The organism is Labrenzia sp. ATLA3, from assembly GCF_057180185.1.
Window position 1 is genome coordinate 565,260 of sequence record NZ_JBXUKV010000003.1, and the last position, 18,829, is coordinate 584,088.

Here is an 18,829-nt window from a genome sequence, read left to right on the forward strand (position 1 = left end):
TACGGCAGATCATTTCGCCTCCACCACCGCGAAAATGATTCACGTGAAACATGTTCCGGCAGTGAACCGATCCACAGTTCGCCTGGAATGATTCACGTGAAACAGGTCATTTGCCGATACAGAAGTCCCGGAAGATCACATCGAGCAGATCCTCAACATCGATCCGGCCGGTGATCCGCCCCAGCGCATCGGCAGCCGAACGGAGGTCTTCTGCACGAAGCTCTGCCGGTAGATGGTCCAGTTCAACGGCCGCTCGCAACCCCGACAGGCAGTCATTGAGATAATGACGGTGCCGCTCCCGTGTTGCCAGTGGAGCTTCACCAAGGGAAATTGTTTCCTCAGCAAAACGTGTGAGGCAGGAAAACAGCGGGTTCATCCCCTCGGCACTTGTGCTGGAACAAGCAATTTCCTGGATCGTTCCGGAAGAGTCTTGTTCCGGAAGAGTCTCAAGATCGGCCTTCGTACGAACCGTCCAGACAGGTACGCTGCTTCGCAGATCGTGCGGAAGACCGGCAGTCGCATCGTCATGCTCCACCCCGCCCGGCTCTACGGCCCACAGGATCAGGTCTGCTCCCCGGCCCCGTTCTTCTGCCCTGCGAATACCCTCTTTCTCAACCACACCCTCTGTCTGCCGAAGACCCGCAGTGTCGACCAGCGTCACGGGATAACCTGCCAGATCCAGGTGAACCTCGATGACATCCCGGGTCGTGCCGGCTTCTTCGGTAACAATGGCAACTTCCCGTCCGGCAATGGCGTTCAGCAAGCTAGACTTGCCGGCGTTCGGTGCGCCCATCAGAACCACCTGAAGGCCTGAGCGCAGGCGCTCACCGCTGCGAGACTTTTCCAGATGTTCTGCGATCTCGGTTTGCAGCTGCCTTGCTTCGGACCAGACCTCTTCGGCAACGCTGCCCGGAACATCTTCCTCATCGGCAAAATCAAAGTCCGCCTCGATCATCGCCCGCATATGGATAAGGCGTTTCCGCCAGTCGTCATAAAGCTTACCGAGAGCACCGCCCATCTGTCGGACGGCCTGCTTGCGCTGGCTCTCGGTCTCTGCGGCAATGAGATCTGCCAGACCCTCAACCTCCGTCAGATCCATCCGGCCCCGGTCGAACGCGCGCCGGGTGAACTCCCCTGCTTCAGCTGGGCGGCACTGGGGAAATGCAGAAAGCACGGACAGAAGACCTGAGACAACGGCACGTCCACCATGACATTGGAACTCCGCAACATCCTCTCCGGTAAAGCTTGCCGGTCCCTCGAAATAGAGCACCAGAGCCTCATCTAGGACATCACCCGTCTCCGGATGGCGCAGCTTGGCAAGCATGGTCTTGCGTGGTTCCGGAACCCTGCCCGCCAGCGCCTCAACGATCTCCCTGGTGTCTGGCCCGGACACACGGATCACCGCAACGCCCGAAGGGATTGCTCCACTGGAGAGCGCAAAGATCGTGTCAGCCATGGTGTCTTCCGGTTCGACGTCGGTACGTGGACCGCCTCTTTATCAAGTCTCGTCACGGCGGAAAAGAACAAGCAACGCCATTCCGCCACCGAATCGAAGCGAGTGGTTCCGCAGGCCTATCTGTTTCACGTGAATCAATTGGCTGCGAGAAACTGTTCTGCGTGGAAAAGCTCCGCGTCTGGCGAGGTCTCGCAAAGACCCCAAAGATCCCATGTCTCTTCACTCAGTGCATCACCATCGTCAAGGCTGTCGCTCCTTGATCCGGGTATTCGCAACACTTGTCGGTGAGGCATGAGGAAATGGTTCTTTGATGAACCGTGATCTCATACACGTTCACCCGAAGGTTCAGAACTCTCGCGCATGCCCGGACCAATTCCAAGAGAGACAGACCTCGTGGAACCAAGATTGGAAATGCTGGAATTTGAATTCGGAACCGATTCAAGTTGATTGATTCACGTGAAACACTGACGGCTAACTTCAGAAGGTCCATAAGTCCCCCGCGCCGGTTTCACTCCCGGCAATGACATCCAGGACATCTCTGTCATCCCTGGATATCGAAGGACGTCCTGGGAGTGACCATACTTGGTTGGTCGCAGGATGGTTTCACCTGCTTCAAAAACACCATCCGCCAGTCAAGGCACAGTTGGGATAAACGTTGGGTTCATGGGTGAGAGCCAACCAGAGTTGAAGAAGAGCGCTCTCGTCCTGCCCTGCTCAAAAGTCCTCTGGTTGGATCGGAGCCGATTCAACGTGATGGATTCACGTGAAACAAATTCCGACACAGGCATGACCCTGTTTCTGTTTCACGTGAATCTTTGCTCGGGTTTATCACCGGCTCGGACAAACCCTTACCCTGTCCGCCTCTGCCAATCGTCCTTCGTCATCCTGTAGAGCACGTGACGCTTGAACGCGTGTCCCTCTGGAAGCTTTGGGTGCTGGAAGTCACCCCTCTCATCGTGCGTCATGCCAATTCGTGTCATGACCTTCTGCGAGGGAATATTGCCAGGAACAGTGAAGGCAACGATCTCTTCGTAGCCAATGGTTTCAAAACCGAATCGAAGCCAGGCGCGAGCAGCTTCGCTGGCAAACCCCCGGCCCCATGCTGACCGCTTCAGTCTCCAACCGATATCGACACAGGCCCCAATAGGCAGCGCTTCTTCATCGTGAACATCCAGTCCGGCGAATCCGATGAACTCGCCTGACGCCTTCAGTTCAATCGGCGCGTAGAAAACACCGTGCTTTTCAAAACAGTCCTGAAACATCCCGATCAACTTCATAGTCCGATCACGGGTCAGCACGTCGGGAAAGTACCGCATCACCTCCGGATCCGCACAAAGGTGCACACAGGGGTCAATATGTGCTTCCGCCCAACAGCGCAGTACCAACCGTTCGGTTTCAATCTTGAAAGCGCTTGTCATTGTCTGAACTGGAGGTAATGCAGGTCTGTTTCACGTGAATCTAATTTTCAGAGCAGATTTGAACGCCCGCTCACTTCACCCCGGACATCCAGTCGGACCTCGTCAGGCGATAAAGAACATGCTTAGCAATCGGATGATCCGCCGGCAGACTGGGATGAAGAAAGTCCCCTTCCAGATCGCGGGTCATGCCGATGCGCTTCATCACTTTCTGTGAAGGCAGATTGTCCGGAATCGTAAAGGCAACGATCTCTTCAAGCCCGATGGTTTCAAATCCGAATCGAAGCCACTCCCGGGCAGCCTCGCTTGCATAGCCCTTGCCCCAGGCAGACCGTTTCAAGCGCCAGCCGATCTCAACGCATGGATCGAATGGCAGAGGTGCAGCATAGGTCGGAACGTTCAAACCGACGAAACCCAGAAATTCTCCCGTGGCCTTCACTTCGACGGGCGCCATGCTGAACCCGTCATTTGCAGTTTTTTCTCTGCATCTGGAAACCAGCAAATCAGACTTTTCCCGCGTCAGCACTTCGGGAAAAAACCGCATCACCTCCGGGTCTGCGCAGAGCTCGGCAAAAGGCTCCAGATCCTCGTTCTTCCAAGGGCGCAGCAGGAGGCGCTCTGTCTCCAGCAAAAAAGAAGCATCAGTCATCAGATCGGGTCCGATTCAGAATGTGACAGGATTCACGTGAAACACGGTGGTGGGGTGGTCGAATCTTAACAAAAAGTAAAGGCGCGAACTCTTGCGAGCCGCGCCTTTGAATAGAACCCGATAAGGGTCGGATCAAGTGTTCATGCTGTCGAAGAAATCGTCGTTCGACTTTGTCTGCTTGAGCTTGTCGAGCAGGAACTCGATCGCATCGACAGTTCCCATCGGATTGAGGATCCGGCGCAGCACAAACGTCTTCTTGAGACGTTCGGCCGGAACCAGAAGCTCTTCCTTACGTGTACCGGACCGCTGGATATCGATGGCCGGGTAAACACGCTTGTCGGAAATCTTGCGGTCGAGGATGATTTCGGAGTTACCCGTCCCCTTGAACTCTTCGAAGATGACTTCGTCCATGCGGCTGCCGGTATCGATCAGCGCGGTTGCTATGATGGTCAGCGACCCGCCCTCTTCGATGTTACGGGCGGCACCGAAGAAGCGCTTCGGCCGCTGCAGGGCGTTGGCATCGACACCACCGGTAAGCACCTTGCCCGACGACGGCACAACGGTGTTGTACGCACGCCCGAGACGGGTGATGGAGTCGAGCAGGATGACAACGTCGCGGCCATGCTCGGTCAGGCGCTTGGCCTTCTCGATCACCATTTCGGCAACCTGGACGTGGCGCGCAGCCGGCTCGTCGAACGTGGAGGAAACCACTTCGCCGTCGACCGTCCGCTGCATGTCGGTCACTTCTTCCGGACGTTCATCGATCAGGAGAACGATCAGATAACATTCCGGATGATTGGTGGTGATGGATTTTGCGATGTTTTGCAGGAAAACCGTTTTACCGGTGCGCGGCGGCGCGGTGATCAGCGCACGCTGGCCTTTGCCGAGAGGCGCCACCAGGTCGATAACCCGGGAGGAAAGATCCTTGATGGTCGGATCTTCGATCTCCATCCGGAACCGTTCATCCGGATAAAGCGGCGTCAGGTTGTCAAAGTGAACCTTGTGCCGGGCCTTGTCCGGATCCTCGAAATTGATTGTGTTGACCTTGAGAAGAGCAAAATACCGTTCACCCTCTTTCGGGCTGCGGATCTGGCCTTCAACGGTGTCCCCTGTCCGCAGCGAAAAGCGGCGGATCTGCGAGGGCGAGACGTAGATATCGTCCGGGCCCGGCAGATAGTTCGCATCTGGAGAACGAAGAAAGCCGAAGCCGTCCTGCAGGACTTCAACGACACCTTCGCCGATAATCTCCACATCCTGAGCAGCTAGGTTCTTCAGGATGGCAAACATCAGCTCCTGCTTGCGCATGGTGCTGGCGTTCTCGACTTCAAGCTCCTCGGCAGTTTGGAGCAGCTCTGTCGGTGTTCTTAGTTTTAGGTCTTTGAGTTTCATTTCCCGCATCGAGTAGGGGTCTTTTTTTTCGTTGTGATGGATTCAGGTTTGGAAGGGTCGTTCTGCGCCGGATGGATGGGTCGGCCAGAAGATATCTGAAAGACTTTTAGATGTGTCCAGATTGTACGGCGATCGCGGAGCGACTGAAAACGAACACAGCGCCGTATGAAGATGCGCGAAAGATACGTTGATTTGGAATAAAGCGCAAGCCCGGATTTCTGCCAGTTTCTTAGCGCCGCATTTGGAATTGGAAAGATGAAAATGACAGCCGCAGTTCTGCGGCCGTCTTCGCTGTTTGTTTTCTGGCGCTTAAAACGGTTTGACGATGACGAATATGACGATTCCGATCATCAGCACGGTCGGAACTTCGTTCAGTATCCTGTAGTAACGCTGCGACCTTTTGTTCTCGTCCCTGGCGAATTTCTTCACACAGCTGGCGAGATGACCGTGAACGCCGGACATGATCAGAACCAATGTGAACTTTGCGTGGAACCAACCATCGTGCCAGGCCTGAAGTTCCCAGGCGAGCCACAGCCCGAAAACCCATGAGGCGATCATCGCCGGGTTGATGATTGCCTTGAGCAACCGTCGTTCCATGATCTTGAAAGTCTCGGACTGTTCCGAACCGACTTCCGTTGCGGCATGATAAACGAACAGCCGCGGCAGGTAGAGCATTCCCGCCATCCAGGCGATGATCGAAATGACGTGGAGCGCCTTGATCCAGAGAAAGAGATCCATGCGCTTATCCCTTCCTGACCAGCTCGACCATGCGGGCAACATTGTCCGGATCTGCATCCGGGGTCACACCATGGCCGAGGTTGAAGATCAATGGCCCCTTGTCGAACGTCTTGAGGATATGCGCAACGCCCTCTTCCAGCGCCTTGCCGCCGGCAACCAGCCGCATCGGGTCGAGATTGCCCTGGATCGGAACCTTCTTCTGAATGTCGAGCGCCACCTGATCGGGAGCCGTCCAGTCGAAACCGACCGCATCCACACCCGTTCCGTCCACAAAGGCCTGCATCCGTGCGGATGATGCTTTTGGAAAACCGATGATCTTCGCATCCGGCCGCACGGCCCGGACACCTTCGACAATCCGGCGGGTCGGTTCGATCGACCAGCGCTTGAACCCGGCTTCATCCAGAACCCCGGCCCAGGTATCGAAAATCTGGACCGCGTCCGCACCTGCCTCGAGCTGACGGATGAGATAGCGGATTGAAGCGGTGACGAGGTGATCGATGAACCGCTGCATCAGATCGGGATCGCGATAGGCCCCCACTCGGGCGGCAATCTGATCCTGCGTGGTGTGACCGGCAACAGAATAGCAGGCAACGGTCCAGGGAGCGCCGCAGAAGCCCAACAGGGTTGTTTCCTGTGGCAGTTCCGCTCGCAGTCGGGAAACCGTCTCTATGACCGGTTTAAGATGATCCTCGGCTCGTTCCTGTTCCAGGCGATCTACGAGATCGGAAGACAGAGGTTCCAGAACCGGACCACGTCCTTCTTCAAAACGAACCGGATATCCGATGGCGTCAGGCACGACGAAAATGTCGGAGAACAGAATGCTTGCATCAAAACCATACCGGCGGATCGGCTGGAGAGTGACTTCCGTTGCAAGGTCGGGCGTATAACAGAACTCCAGGAAGTTCGCTGCTTTTGAACGCACTTCGCGATATTCGGGAAGATAGCGTCCGGCCTGACGCATCATCCAGACGGGGGGTGGCCAGAGCTTCTCTCCGGAGAGTACCCGCATCACGGACCTGTCTTGGGATTTCATGAGGTGGCCTTTCCCACATTTCAAACCAATAAAGATTCTTATTTTGAATCTGTTTTTTCTATTTGAGCGTGGATTACCGGGATCATTTTCTATCCACAATCCATCAGCCCGATTTTCTCGGCGGGAAAAAATCCGCAACTTGTTAAGCAGATTTCCTCCCCAGGAGTCGATAACAGGATTACGAATTGAATTACAATCACTTGTCGGCTTGTTTACGTTTCGTTAAGAATTTGGGCGTCAGTGGACAATCTGTCGATATGTCACAGCGCCATTGTGAATCCACATCCATGCACAACCGTTTCGGCATCAGTTTCCGCTCGTTTAAGCTTTGTTAATAAATTCGGCTGAGCGGGCATAAAGTTCGTGCTAGGCACGGGGTAGCAGACATCTTACCCAAATCATCAACAGCCCTGGGGATGACAACGTGAATAAGTCGAGACACTACTTCCACCTTCATCTCGTGTCCGACTCCACCGGCGAAACGCTGATGACCGTGGCCCGCGCGGCAACGGTTCAGTACGAGAATGTGCAGGAAATCGAGCACGTTTATCCGCTGGTACGCTCGCAAAAACAGCTCGACCGGGTCATTTCCGAAATCGAGAAAGCGCCCGGCATCGTACTCTATACTCTGGTCGATGTTGAAATCGCCGACCGGCTGGAACTGAAGTGCCGCGAACTGGGTGTGCCGTTCATCAATATTCTGGACCCGGTTTTCGCGGTTTTCCAATCCTATCTCAATGTCACGCAAACCCGGCGGGTTGGCGGGCAGCACGAACTGGATGCGGAATATTTCCGCCGGATGGAAGCGCTCAACTACACCATGATGCATGATGACGGTCAGATCTGGGACGATCTGGAATCCGCCGATATCGTCCTGATCGGAATTTCGCGAACATCGAAGACGCCGACCTGCATCTATCTCGCCAACCGGGGCATCAAGGCCGCCAATGTACCTCTGGTGCCAGGCATCCCGCTGCCGGAGCATGTGAAGAAACTCAAAAAGCCGATGATCATCGGATTGATTGCCTCCGCCGAACGCATCCAGCAGATCCGGCGCAATCGGGTGCTATCATTGAATTCGGATGGCTATAACGACACGTATGTCGACCGGAAGGAAATCTCTCAGGAGATCAACATGACCCGCAGGCTTTGTACCGAAAACGAGTGGCCGCTGATCGATGTCACACGCCGTTCGATAGAGGAAACGGCTGCGGAAATCCTGACCCTTTTCAAGGAACATAAATCAGGGCAGGAAGGCGCACCGGAAACCGGCCGCGCCGGATAACCAAAAAGGGGATGGAAATGGCACTTGTCTTGGCTAGCGGAAGCAGGATCCGCGCTGACCTTCTGAAAAATGCAGGGCTCGTCTTCGAAATTGACCCGGCCGACGTCGATGAGCGCGCGGTAGAGGCCCCGCTCCTGGAAACCGGGTTTCCTCCGGAAGATCTGGCAAGCGTTCTTGCGGAAGCCAAGGCGAACGATGTCAGCGGCCGCCGTTCGGGCGATCTTGTCATCGGTGCCGACCAGATCCTGGCGTTCGAGGGAGAACGACGCACCAAACCAGACGATATGGAAGCTGCCCGCCGGCAATTGCTCGCTTTTTCCGGCAAGACACACGAATTGCATTCCGCTGTCGTGCTGTCGCAAAACGGCGAAGCAATCTGGCGCCATGTTTCCACGGCCCGCCTGACGATGCGCGACCTCAGCCCCGCCTTCATTGGCCATTATCTGGCGGCCGCCGGTCAGGAAGTGCTCTCAAGCGTTGGCGCCTATCAGCTGGAAAATCTCGGCGTGCAGCTTTTTGAGAAGATTGACGGCGACTATTTCACCATTCTCGGCCTGCCGCTTCTGCCCCTTCTGGAGGAACTGCGCCACCAGAAGGTGATCGAAACATGAGCGAACGTTTGAAAAAAGCAGCCATTACCGGTCATCCCGTCACGCATTCACGCTCTCCGCTGGTCCATGGCTACTGGTTGAAGAAACACGGCATCGAAGGGGAATACGGCCGTGTCGATGTTCCGCCCGAAACCGCCGCGGACTTCTACCGGAATTTTGCCGCAACCGGTCTCGCCGGCGCCAATGTCACTGTTCCCAACAAGGAGGTTGCGGCGGCTGCCTGTGGCTGGCTGGACGATGCGGCGACCTCCATGGGTGCCGCCAACACGATCTGGCTGGATGGGAACGGCCGCCTGTGCGGCGCCAACACGGATGGACTCGGCTTTCTCGGCAATCTCGATCAGCTTGCCCCCGGCTGGGACGTTTCACGTGAATCGGCCGTGGTCCTGGGCGCAGGCGGCGCTGCGCGCGCCGTGGTGTGGGCATTGCTCTCCCGTAAATTCACAACAGTGCATATCGTCAACCGGACATTCGAAAAGGCGAAAGCTATTGCCGATATGTTTGGCTCCGGAACGATTGCTCATGGATGGGATAAACTGGGGACAGTGCTTGAACAAGGCGAGCTTCTGGTCAACACCACCTCGCTCGGCATGACCGGCAAGGCGCCCCTGGAAATCGATCTGTCACCGCTTCCGAAAAACGCGCTTGTCACCGACGCGGTCTACGCACCACTGGAAACCGACCTTTTGCGCAGGGCAAAGCAACGGGGCAACCAGACTGTGGATGGTCTCGGCATGTTGCTGCACCAGGCTGTTCCGGCTTTCGAACGCTGGTTCGGCGTGCGCCCGGAAGTCGATGACACGCTTCGAAATCTGATTCTTGAAGACCTCGGAGTATCCGCGTGATCCGTATCGGCCTCACCGGTTCCATCGGCATGGGCAAATCAACGACGGCGAAAATGTTTGCCACCGAAGGTGTTCCCGTTCACGACGCTGACGCGACGGTCCACGCGCTCTATTCGGGCCGGGCCGCCCCGCTGATAGAGGCTGCCTTTCCCGGAACGGTGACGGACGGCAAGGTCGACCGTACGCGGCTTTCTCCACATGTGCTGGGCAAGCCCGACGCCATGAAAAAACTTGAAGCCATTATTCACCCCCTGGTGCGCGAGGAAGAGCAGCTCTTTTTACGACGCGCGAGGGCGGACCATCGGCGCATCGTCATGCTGGATATTCCCCTGTTGTTCGAAACCGGCGGCGAAACCCGTGTCGATGCCGTTGTTGTCGTAACGGCAGATGCTAACATTCAGCGGGACCGCGTCCTGGCCCGGCCCGGCATGAGTGAAGACCGGTTCGAGGCAATCCTCGCCAAGCAGATGCCGGATGCTGAAAAACGCCGCCGCGCCCATTTCCTGGTCGACACGGGCAAGGGTATGGACCCGGCAAAACGCCAGGTCCGTGCGATCCTGAAGGCATTGGCCGCGGCAGGGTGACGTCTGTTTCAGCGGACTTACTCCAAAATTGCCCCTCATCCTGAGGAGGGCCTGTAGGGCCCGTTTCGAAGGATGGGCGGCATACTCTTGAGCGAGCGGCCCGCCCTTCGAGACACCGCTAACGCAGCTTCTCAGGTTGAGCTGTTGGACGGAACAGGCGCTTGGGTATCGGCGTCGAACGCCCGGAACGACAAAACCTCAGAACACCGGGGAAAACCACGCGCAACCCTTGCCACTCACCCGGCAAGCTGCACAGTGAATCCGTAGGACCAAAGGCGGAAAAATGCGCGAGATCTCGTTCGATACGGAAACAACAGGCCTGAACCCGCGCGGGGGGGACCGGCTGGTGGAAATCGGCGGTGTGGAGCTGATCAACCACATCGCAACGGGCAATTCCTATCACGTCTATATCAACCCGCAGCGGGACATGCCGGAAGAAGCCTTCCGGGTTCATGGTCTGTCGGCTGAGTTCTTGTCCGATAAACCCCTTTTCGAGCATGTTGCCGACGAGTTTCTGGAATTCGTTGGCGATGCCACGCTGGTTATCCACAACGCGGCCTTTGACATGGGCTTCATCAACATGGAGCTGGAGCGGGCCGGACGGCGCACGATTTCGAACAGCCAGGTGCTCGACACGCTGGATCTTGCCCGGCGCAAGCACCCGTCGGGACCAAATTCGCTGGATGCGCTGTGCTCGCGCTATGGCATCGACAATTCCAAACGTATCAAGCACGGCGCGCTACTCGATGCGGAAATCCTCGCCGAAGTCTATCTGGAACTGATCGGCGGCCGTCAGACGGCTCTTGGCCTGATAACGGAAGAAGAAGAAGCCTCTTCCGGAAGCGCCACCTTCGAACCCGGTGAACTGGGCACCTTTCACGCCCGTCAACGCCCGACCCCTTTGCAGCGCCTGCTACAGGACAGCGAACTGGAAGCCCACAAGGCCTTCATCGAAGGCATGGGCGACAGCGCGATCTGGTCGAAATACAACGGTTGAGGCTCTGGCGTCCGTAGCCGCCGTTCAGCGCAGCGGAGCGAGTGCCTAGTGCTCTGACAGCAACCAGCGCACCGTATCGAAGTGACGGTCGGAATAGCTGCTGCCGAAGGCCCAGGCCATGGTCTGGCCGATGGTCCAGAGCCTTGCCCGTTCGCGATCAAGCTCCAGCTCTTCCGACAATCGATCGAGACGGCGACGCGCCGCGGTTTTTGAGTGGCCGAATTCAAAGCTTCTGACAATCGGGCTCAGCGCGAAGGCGGGATCGCCGACAAGCGGCTTGGGATCTATGGCAAGCCAGGTGTCGCTTCCAGCAGACAGAATGTTGTGCCCATGCAAATCCTGGTGAAGCAGAACGGTTGCCGTCTCTGTCAGGCACAGGTCCCGCAAGGCCGTGATGGCAGCATCGACAAGGGACCTCTCACAAGGTTTTCCCGCAGCTTTCCAGTCGTGATCGAGAGCATTGCGCCAGCGTGTGGCTTCATCGCTCAGGCGGGTAAACGGCTCATCGGCAGGGATCGTCAGGAGGCGCAGAAGATGGGCTACAACTCCCAGAGTGTCGGCTTCCGTAGCGTCGGCCAGAAACCGTCCCGGCCGGCAACGTTCCAGAAGCAGTGCATCAAGGTCCGGTGCGTGTTTCAACAGCCGGACAGCCCCTTTGCCGCTCCACCGTCGGAGCGCCTCTGCCTCATGGCGGCATTCGGGATCGGGATATTGCAGTTTGAGGACAACGTCCTCGTCGCCGCGCTTTGCCGGAACAACCAGAGACACATTGCCGCCAGAAAATGGATGTCCGATGTCTGTCAGTTCGAATTGTTCGTGCGCAGCCTCCAGGAGTGCCGGCAGCTTGTCGAGCCAGCTTCTGCCGGCTTCGCTCGCCTTCAGCCACTCGAGGCTGGCCGGCACCGGTATGGCGGCACCGACGAAACGATCAGCCAAGCCCCGAACTCCGTACAGGTATCAAAGCATCGACGGCAGCACACGGTCCGGCGGACGGTGACCGTCCATGAAGGTCTTGATGTTGATGATGACCTTCTCGCCCATCTCGACGCGGCCTTCGATCGTCGCCGACCCCATATGCGGCAGCAACAGAACGTTTTCCAGTTTGGCCAGCTTCGGATTGACCGCTGGTTCGTGTTCGAACACATCCAGACCGGCACCGGCCAGATCACCACTTTCCAGCATCCGGATAAGAGCGTTTTCATCGATCACTTCACCGCGGGCGGTGTTGACCACATAAGCGTCCTTTTTCAGAAGCTTCAGGCGGCGGGCAGACAGAAGGTGGAACGTTCCCGGCGTATGGGGGCAGTGAATGGAAACCACATCCATACGCGCCAGCATCTGGTCAAGGCTTTCCCAATAGGTTGCCTCAAGCTCTTCCTCGACGCTTTCGGCAACGCGGCGGCGGTTATGATAGTGGATCGACATGCCGAAGGCCTTGGCCCGGCGCGCGACGGCCTGGCCGATGCGGCCCATGCCGACCACACCCAGCCGTTTGCCCCAGATCCGGTGTCCGAGCATCCATGTCGGCGACCAGCCGACCCAGTCGCCGGCTTCCAGCGCCTTGATGCCTGTGGCAAGTCGACGCGGCACCGCCAGAATCAGCGCCATGGTCATGTCGGCGGTGTCTTCGGTCAGTACGCCGGGGGTGTTGGTGACGTTGATTCCCCGGTTGTTGGCGCTGACGACGTCGATGTTGTCGACGCCATTGCCGAAGTTGGCGATCAGCTTCAGGTTCTCACCTGCCTGCGAAAGCACAGAGGAGTCGATCCGGTCCGTAACAGTTGGCACCAGAACATCGGCGGTTCTCACCGCTTCCACCAGTTCTGCCTGGCTGAAAGGCCTGTCATTATCATTGAGACGCGTCTCGAAAAGCTCGCGCATCCGCGTTTCGACTACGTCCGGAAGCTTCCGGGTCACCACAACGACAGGCTTCTTTTTCGCCATACCAATTGCCTTTCGCGCTTCGTTGAGAACTTGTTAACCTCAACGGTACCACTTTGACGCTGCGCGTTGCGCGAGCGGATGAGACCACCCCTTTTCCTTACCAGATGGTCCAGCAGAAACAAGGGATGGCTTTCAATCGGCGCGGATCAGCAACCGGCCAAAACGACCAAGCTGGTTTTCGCGCGAATTTTTCTGTAGAGATTTGCCTCAAATCAAACATCAATGACAATTGGACAACCGGACAATATGGCTCGCTCGTTCCAGGCTACCCGGATTCTACTTAGCGTAATGACATTGCTGTGCGGTCTGCTCGCAACTTCGGTTGCGCCGCAGGCCCAGGGCACGACCACCGGCGCAAGCGGACTCCCCGTTCCAAGATTTGTCAGTCTGAAATCCGACCGGGTCAATGTGCGCATAGGGCCTTCACGCGAACATGATATCGCGTGGACCTTCGTGCAATCCGGTCTGCCGGTGGAAATCATCGGTGAATTCGAGAACTGGCGCCGCATTCGGGACTGGGAAGGCAAGCAGGGCTGGGTGTTCCGCTCGCTGCTGTCCAGCCGCCGCACCGCCCTCGTCACCCCGTGGGAAAAAAGCGACCGCACACCCCTGCGCTCCCGCTCCCGTTCCGACGCTGACATCGTGGCCGAACTGGATCCCTTCGTGCTGACCACGATTTCCGAATGTGCCGGCGGCTGGTGCCGGGTCAACGGCGAGAACTACGACGGTTGGCTCGATCAGACCCGCCTCTTCGGCGTTTACCCGGATGAGCTGATCGGGGACTGACGTCCTTCTCACTCGATTGCCTGGGTTTCCACCCCCCATCCTGGGGAAAACGGACCGGAATTTCTGAAACAAAAAAAGGCGGCCAATCGGCCGCCTTTTCCTTGTTCGGATCGTTGGAAAGGCCTCAGTCGGCCTTGACTTCCTGAACCTTGAGCTCTTCCAGACGGGGCATTGACATGATGTTGTAGCCGCTGTCGACAAAGTGCACTTCGCCGGTCACGCCGCCGGACAAGTCCGACAGGAGATAGAGACCGGTGCCGCCGATTTCTTCCAGAGAGACAGTCCGGCAGAGCGGAGAATTGCGTTTCTGGAAGTTGAACATCAGGCGGGCGTCGGAAACGCCGGATCCTGCCAGTGTCCGGACCGGACCGGCGGAGATCGCGTTCACACGGATGTTCTGCTCACCGTAATCCACAGCCAGATAACGCACGGAAGATTCCAGTGCAGCCTTGGCAACGCCCATCACGTTGTAGTTCGGCATCACCTTGGTGGAACCGCCATAGGTCAGCGTCACCATGGAGCCGCCGTTGGTCATCAGCGCAGCGGCCCGCTTGGCAATCTCGGTGAAGGAGAAGCAGGAGATCACCATGGTGCGGGAGAAATTCTCCCGCGTGGTGTCGGCATATTTGCCGCGCAGTTCGCTCTTGTCGGAAAAGGCGACGGCATGCACCAGAAAGTCGATGCTGCCCCACTCTTCCTTGAGCGCGTCAAACACGCTGTCGACCGACGCAATGTCTTCCACATCGCATGGCAACAGAATCTTGGAACCGACTGAATCCGCCAACGGCTTGGTGCGACGGCCAAAGGCCTCGCCCTGATAGGTGAAGGCAAGTTCGGCACCGTGATCGGCAAGCGTCTTGGCAATGCCCCAGGCAATGGAGTGGTCGTTCGCAACGCCCATGATCAGGCCGCGTTTGCCCTTCATCAGATCAGACATTCGAAACTCCTCAGCCGTGATAGCGCGACAGCGCAAGCGACGCATTGGTGCCGCCGAAGCCGAAGCTGTTGGACAGAACCGTGTCGAGGCCGGCGTTGTCCACCCGCTCGGTCACGATCTCTTCCGGCTTCAGGGCCGGGTCCAGCTCGTTGATGTTGGCAGACGCGGTCATGAAGTCGTTCTGCAGCATCAGCAGGCAGTAGATGGCTTCCTGAACGCCGGTTGCGCCCAGGCTGTGGCCGGTAAGCGATTTGGTCGAGGATGCCGGCGGCTGGTTTTCGCCGAAGACACGGCGGATCGCTTCGATTTCGCCGATATCGCCAACGGGGGTCGAGGTGCCATGGGTGTTGATGTAGTCGACCTTGCGGTCGCCCAGGGTCGCCGTGGCAAGGCGCATGCAGCGCTCGCCGCCTTCGCCGGAAGGTGCAACCATGTCGTAGCCGTCGGAATTGGCGGCGTAGCCGGTGACTTCGGCATAGATCTTCGCGCCACGTGCCTTGGCATGTTCCAGTTCTTCCAGAACCACCACACCGCCGCCGCCAGCAATCACGAAGCCGTCGCGGGTCACGTCATAGGCCCGCGATGCGGTCTCAGGCGTGTCGTTGTATTTGGAAGACATGGCGCCCATGGCGTCGAACAGACAGGACAGCGTCCAGTCGAGTTCTTCGCCGCCACCGGCAAACATCACGTCCTGCTTGCCGAACTGGATCTGTTCGGTGGCTGCCCCGATGCAATGCGCGGAGGTGGAGCAGGCGGACGTGATCGAATAGTTGATGCCCTTGATCTTGAACGGCGTCGCCAGGCACGCAGAGTTGGTGGAACTCATGCCGCGGGTCACCATGAACGGGCCCATACGCTTGGGCGAACCTTTTTCCAGGACGATCTGATGTGCCTGGAACAGGTTCTTGGTGGACGGACCACCGGAGCCCATGATCAGGCCGGTGCGCGGATTGGAGACATCGGTTTCTTCCAGACCGCTGTCGGCAATGGCCTGCTGCATGGAAATATAGTTGTAGGCGGCACCGTCGCCCATGAAGCGCAGCTGGCGCTTGTCGATGAGCGAAGCGATATCGACATTCGGCATGCCGTGTACCTGGCTTCTGAAGCCGTGTTCCGCATAATCCGGAGCAAAGCTGATGCCGGACTTGCCTTCTCGAAGGCTGGACAGCACTTCTTCGGTGTTTGCTCCGATGGACGACACGATACCCATGCCGGTGACGACAACGCGTCTCATTGCGGTCTCCTATTGTCTTGACTGCACCGCAGCTCTCACGGGGTGTGTCGAGAGCCTGCACGCACATACATAATATGCAAACCGGCGCTCCCAATGAAAAAGAAGCGCCGGTGCCATGAATTGATCCTGCGAACGGGTGTCAGGTCTTTGCCAGGCCGACGCGCAAATCGGTCGCCTTGTAGATCTGTTCACCGTCTGCTTTCAGCCAGCCGTCGGCGATGCCGAGAACCAGGCGGCCCTTCATGATCCGCTTGAAGTCGACACCGTATTCGACCAGCTTCACGTCCGGGGTGACCATACCCTTGAATTTCACTTCGCCGGTCGACAGGGCCATGCCCTTGCCTTCAAGACCCAGCCAGCCGAGGAAGAAACCTGTAAGCTGCCACAGGGCGTCGAGGCCAAGGCAGCCCGGCATGACCGGATTTCCCTGGAAGTGACACGGGAAGAACCACAGGTCCGGCTTGATGTCGAATTCGGCCCGCGCGAACCCCTTGTCGAATTCGCCACCGGTTTCAGAAAGTTCCGTGATCCGGTCGAACATCAGCATCGGGGGAAGAGGCAGTTGGGCATTGCCCTGGCCAAACAGCTCGCCGCGGCCGCAGGCGAGAAGTGCTTCATAATCGTAGCTGGAGCGGCGATCGGTCATTCGGAATCCGTGTTTTGTCTCTAGCCCGGGTAAACCCGAGGCAGGTTCAGTTTGTTTTCGGTTCGTTTGAGGCGCCTTCCTAACACAGGGGAACAATCACCGAAAGATGTCACTTGCTCGAAGTGGTCCGGTTTTTAGGGGCGTTTCGCCAAGTATTGTGCGTATTTGTCCTATTGTGTGCATCCGGCACCGGGTCGCTTGTCCGCTGCCATATGGGCTGCGCCTCCGGTAACCTTCGGAAAGCGCGCTGGTTGCGCCTGCAAAGTCCGTGTGGCTGTCTCGTCCGTTGCCTCTCTGGTTGGCCCACGATTGCCCATGACGTTTAAAACTTGCATCTTGGGTACAAGAAATGGCAGATAATAGGCCAATGTTAGTGAAAACGGCCCGGGCGACGTTCGCGCACCTGCCAAGAGCGCCGTTTCAAGAAGCGACCCTGGACCTGGATCGGATCGGAATGACAACACTTGTGGTGCATGAAACCGGCGACAAGAAGAATGTGACCGATATGCTGCGGTCCGCGGGGCTCCGGCCGACGCGCCAGCGTGTCTCGCTCGCGGAACTTCTGTATTCCCGGGGCGATCGCCACATCTCTGCCGAACTGCTTCATGAAGAAGCGGTCGATGCAGATGTGCCCGTATCTCTCGCGACGGTTTACAACACGCTGCACCAGTTCACGGAAGCCGGTTTGCTGCGTGAAGTGGCGATCGACGGTAACAAGACCTACTTCGACACAAACGTATCCGACCACCATCACTTCTTCATCGAAGGCGAAAACCGGGTGATCGACATTCCAGGCGAAGGCGTGGGCATCGGCACTCTGCCGAAAGCCCCCGAAGGCATGGAAATCGTCCGCGTCGACGTTGTCGTGCGGGTGCGCGACAAACGCTGATCGCCAGCGGCGGCGGCTGGCCTCAGGCCAGGCCGCTCTCCTTCTAGTGCACTTTCCATTCGTAGTAGTCGGAGGTCGTACCGATCTCCTCAAGATGCCTCTGCCCATCCGGCTCGAAGCCCAGCTTCTTGAGCAGGCTGGCTGAGCGGACGTTCTCCGGATGGGTGATCGCGCACAGAGTGTGCAGCTTCAGTTCCCTGGTCACGAAATCCAGAACGCTCTGTCCGGCCTCGTGGCCGAACCCCTTGCCGCGGTATTCTTCCAGGAAGGCAAATCCAAGGTCGGGGTACTTCAGTTCCTTGCGCACCACCAGTCCGCACACGCCGACAGGGATGAGGGACGGCTTCAGATCCACGATCCAAAGCCCGACACCGTGGGCGGCAAAGCGCGCCAGCGTCTTGTTCTTAATGTAATTGGCCGCGTCTTCCTCGGTCCGGATGCCGTGGTCTGCAATAAAACGGATATAGTCCGGGTCGTTCATGAGCTGGTGGTAAAAAGCGGCATCATTGCTGGATGGCAAGCGGAAGCGAAGCCTCTCGCTTACCGGAAATGGTCCAAGCGGAAAATTCACGCAATTATTTCCTTTTCAATCAGGGCTTTGGTGCGCAGGGCAATATCCGGCACCGCATCGAAATGTTCTTTTTCAGGACTCCGGCACAGATCGTAAATAACGCAGCGCCGGCACTCGGGTTTTCGCGCCTTGCAGATGTACCGGCCGTGTAGGATCAGCCAGTGATGCGCGTGGAGTGCAAATTCCACAGGCACGACCTTCTCCATGGCCTTTTCCACGTCGAGAGGTGTCTTGCCGGGGGCAATGCCTATCCGGTTGCCGAGGCGGAACAGATGTGTGTCGACCGCGATGGTCGGGTGACCGAAGAAAATATTAAGTACAACATTCGCGGTCTTCCGGCCGACGCCGGGCAGTGCTTCCAGGGCGTCACGATCTTCAGGCACCTCGCCGCCATGGTCGCGGATCAGCTTTTCGGAAAGCAGAATGACGTTCTTGGCCTTGTTCTTGTAAAGGCCGATCGTCTTGATTTCCTCCCGCACCAGGTCTTCGCCAAGAGCCAGCATTTTCTCCGGCGTGTCGGCGATCTGGAACAGATGCTTCGTTGCTCTGTTCACGCCAACATCGGTTGCCTGGGCCGACAGCACGACCGCAACCAGAAGTGTGAAAGCGTTGACATAGTCCAGCTCGCCCTTCGGTTCCGGATTGTCGGCGTGGAACCGCTGGAAGATCGCAAAGGTTTCCGCCTTGGTATAGCGGGAGCGTTTCAGCACCTTGCCGGGATTGTCCACGGAAGGTGCCTTTTTCCGGGTCTGTCTGGAGGCTGCGGTACGCCCTTTTGCCGCTGCCTTGGAAGGGCTCTTTGCTTGCGTCATCTTCTCTC

20 protein-coding genes are annotated in these 18,829 nt (G+C 57.6%); 7 read left to right on the plus strand and 13 right to left on the minus strand.

The features are described 5' to 3' along the window. Positions 1–106 precede the first annotated feature (106 nt). The 6 genes from mnmE to hemE all read right to left on the minus strand — a co-directional run bounded on the left by mnmE (position 107) and on the right by hemE (position 6,680). The gene (gene mnmE, locus AC2A6O_RS10595; protein ID WP_498926837.1) at positions 107–1,456 is read right to left on the minus strand and encodes a tRNA uridine-5-carboxymethylaminomethyl(34) synthesis GTPase MnmE; all 1,350 of its coding nucleotides are present in this window, start codon (positions 1,454–1,456) and stop codon (positions 107–109) included. Positions 1,457–2,304: 848 nt separating this feature from the next. Continuing rightward, on the minus strand, positions 2,305–2,874 hold the full coding sequence (locus AC2A6O_RS10600) for a GNAT family N-acetyltransferase (RefSeq protein WP_498926839.1): 570 nt from the start codon (positions 2,872–2,874) through the stop codon (positions 2,305–2,307). Positions 2,875–2,944: 70 nt separating this feature from the next. Then, positions 2,945–3,520 (minus strand): GNAT family N-acetyltransferase, encoded by a 576-nt coding sequence (locus tag AC2A6O_RS10605; protein WP_498926841.1) that lies wholly within the window; start codon positions 3,518–3,520, stop codon positions 2,945–2,947. Between the two features lie 132 nt (positions 3,521–3,652). Further along, positions 3,653–4,918 (minus strand): transcription termination factor Rho, encoded by a 1,266-nt coding sequence (gene rho, locus AC2A6O_RS10610; RefSeq protein ID WP_148583333.1) that lies wholly within the window; start codon positions 4,916–4,918, stop codon positions 3,653–3,655. Between the two features lie 300 nt (positions 4,919–5,218). Next, positions 5,219–5,647, minus strand: coding sequence for a protoporphyrinogen oxidase HemJ (gene hemJ / locus AC2A6O_RS10615; protein ID WP_148583332.1), 429 nt, complete (start codon positions 5,645–5,647; stop codon positions 5,219–5,221). Positions 5,648–5,651: 4 nt separating this feature from the next. Continuing rightward, positions 5,652–6,680: a uroporphyrinogen decarboxylase gene (gene hemE / locus AC2A6O_RS10620; RefSeq protein WP_498926843.1), complete on the minus strand. Its 1,029-nt coding sequence runs from the start codon at positions 6,678–6,680 to the stop codon at positions 5,652–5,654. 424 nt (positions 6,681–7,104) lie between these two features. Here hemE and AC2A6O_RS10625 point away from each other — a divergent pair, with 424 nt between their 5' ends. The 5 genes from AC2A6O_RS10625 (at position 7,105) to dnaQ (ending at position 11,002) form a co-directional block, all read left to right on the plus strand. After that, a complete protein-coding gene (locus AC2A6O_RS10625) occupies positions 7,105–7,965 on the plus strand; it encodes a pyruvate, water dikinase regulatory protein (protein WP_498926845.1) in 861 nt (286 codons plus the stop codon). An 11-nt stretch (positions 7,966–7,976) separates the two neighbouring features. After that, positions 7,977–8,576, plus strand: coding sequence for a Maf-like protein (locus tag AC2A6O_RS10630; protein ID WP_148583330.1), 600 nt, complete (start codon positions 7,977–7,979; stop codon positions 8,574–8,576). Continuing rightward, positions 8,573–9,421 (plus strand): shikimate dehydrogenase, encoded by an 849-nt coding sequence (locus tag AC2A6O_RS10635; RefSeq protein ID WP_498926847.1) that lies wholly within the window; start codon positions 8,573–8,575, stop codon positions 9,419–9,421. The genes AC2A6O_RS10630 and AC2A6O_RS10635 overlap by 4 nt, the downstream gene beginning before the upstream one ends. Next, complete coding sequence (gene coaE / locus AC2A6O_RS10640) at positions 9,418–10,005, plus strand: dephospho-CoA kinase (RefSeq protein WP_498926849.1); 588 nt, start codon at positions 9,418–9,420, stop codon at positions 10,003–10,005. Before AC2A6O_RS10635 ends, coaE begins: the two co-directional genes overlap by 4 nt. 283 nt (positions 10,006–10,288) lie before the next feature. Next, the gene (dnaQ, locus tag AC2A6O_RS10645; protein WP_498926851.1) at positions 10,289–11,002 is read left to right on the plus strand and encodes a DNA polymerase III subunit epsilon; all 714 of its coding nucleotides are present in this window, start codon (positions 10,289–10,291) and stop codon (positions 11,000–11,002) included. Between the two features lie 45 nt (positions 11,003–11,047). Here the strand turns inward: dnaQ and AC2A6O_RS10650 are convergent, their stop codons facing one another. After that, a complete protein-coding gene (locus tag AC2A6O_RS10650; RefSeq protein WP_498926853.1) occupies positions 11,048–11,938 on the minus strand; it encodes an aminoglycoside phosphotransferase family protein in 891 nt (296 codons plus the stop codon). Positions 11,939–11,959: 21 nt separating this feature from the next. After that, complete coding sequence (locus AC2A6O_RS10655; RefSeq protein ID WP_148583326.1) at positions 11,960–12,946, minus strand: 2-hydroxyacid dehydrogenase; 987 nt, start codon at positions 12,944–12,946, stop codon at positions 11,960–11,962. Positions 12,947–13,234: 288 nt separating this feature from the next. On the opposite strand from AC2A6O_RS10655, the gene AC2A6O_RS10660 reads away from it, so the two are divergent. Further along, a complete protein-coding gene (locus tag AC2A6O_RS10660) occupies positions 13,235–13,732 on the plus strand; it encodes an SH3 domain-containing protein (protein ID WP_148583325.1) in 498 nt (165 codons plus the stop codon). Positions 13,733–13,856: 124 nt separating this feature from the next. On the opposite strand, the gene fabI is transcribed toward AC2A6O_RS10660, so the two are convergent. The 3 genes from fabI to fabA form a co-directional block, all read right to left on the minus strand. Next, positions 13,857–14,669: an enoyl-ACP reductase FabI gene (fabI, locus tag AC2A6O_RS10665; RefSeq protein ID WP_498926856.1), complete on the minus strand. Its 813-nt coding sequence runs from the start codon at positions 14,667–14,669 to the stop codon at positions 13,857–13,859. Between the two features lie 10 nt (positions 14,670–14,679). Next, the gene (gene fabB / locus AC2A6O_RS10670) at positions 14,680–15,903 is read right to left on the minus strand and encodes a beta-ketoacyl-ACP synthase I (RefSeq protein ID WP_498926858.1); all 1,224 of its coding nucleotides are present in this window, start codon (positions 15,901–15,903) and stop codon (positions 14,680–14,682) included. 139 nt (positions 15,904–16,042) lie between these two features. Continuing rightward, on the minus strand, positions 16,043–16,549 hold the full coding sequence (gene fabA / locus AC2A6O_RS10675; RefSeq protein WP_148583322.1) for a 3-hydroxyacyl-[acyl-carrier-protein] dehydratase FabA: 507 nt from the start codon (positions 16,547–16,549) through the stop codon (positions 16,043–16,045). 454 nt (positions 16,550–17,003) lie between these two features. Between fabA and irrA the strand changes: the two genes are divergently transcribed. Then, positions 17,004–17,438 (plus strand): iron response transcriptional regulator IrrA, encoded by a 435-nt coding sequence (gene irrA / locus AC2A6O_RS10680; RefSeq protein WP_148583321.1) that lies wholly within the window; start codon positions 17,004–17,006, stop codon positions 17,436–17,438. A 43-nt stretch (positions 17,439–17,481) separates the two neighbouring features. Here irrA and AC2A6O_RS10685 read toward each other — a convergent pair whose 3' ends face one another. Then, complete coding sequence (locus tag AC2A6O_RS10685) at positions 17,482–18,009, minus strand: GNAT family N-acetyltransferase (protein WP_498926860.1); 528 nt, start codon at positions 18,007–18,009, stop codon at positions 17,482–17,484. Further along, a complete protein-coding gene (gene nth / locus AC2A6O_RS10690) occupies positions 18,006–18,821 on the minus strand; it encodes an endonuclease III (RefSeq protein ID WP_148583319.1) in 816 nt (271 codons plus the stop codon). Before nth ends, AC2A6O_RS10685 begins: the two co-directional genes overlap by 4 nt. Between the last annotated feature and the right edge of the window lie 8 nt (positions 18,822–18,829).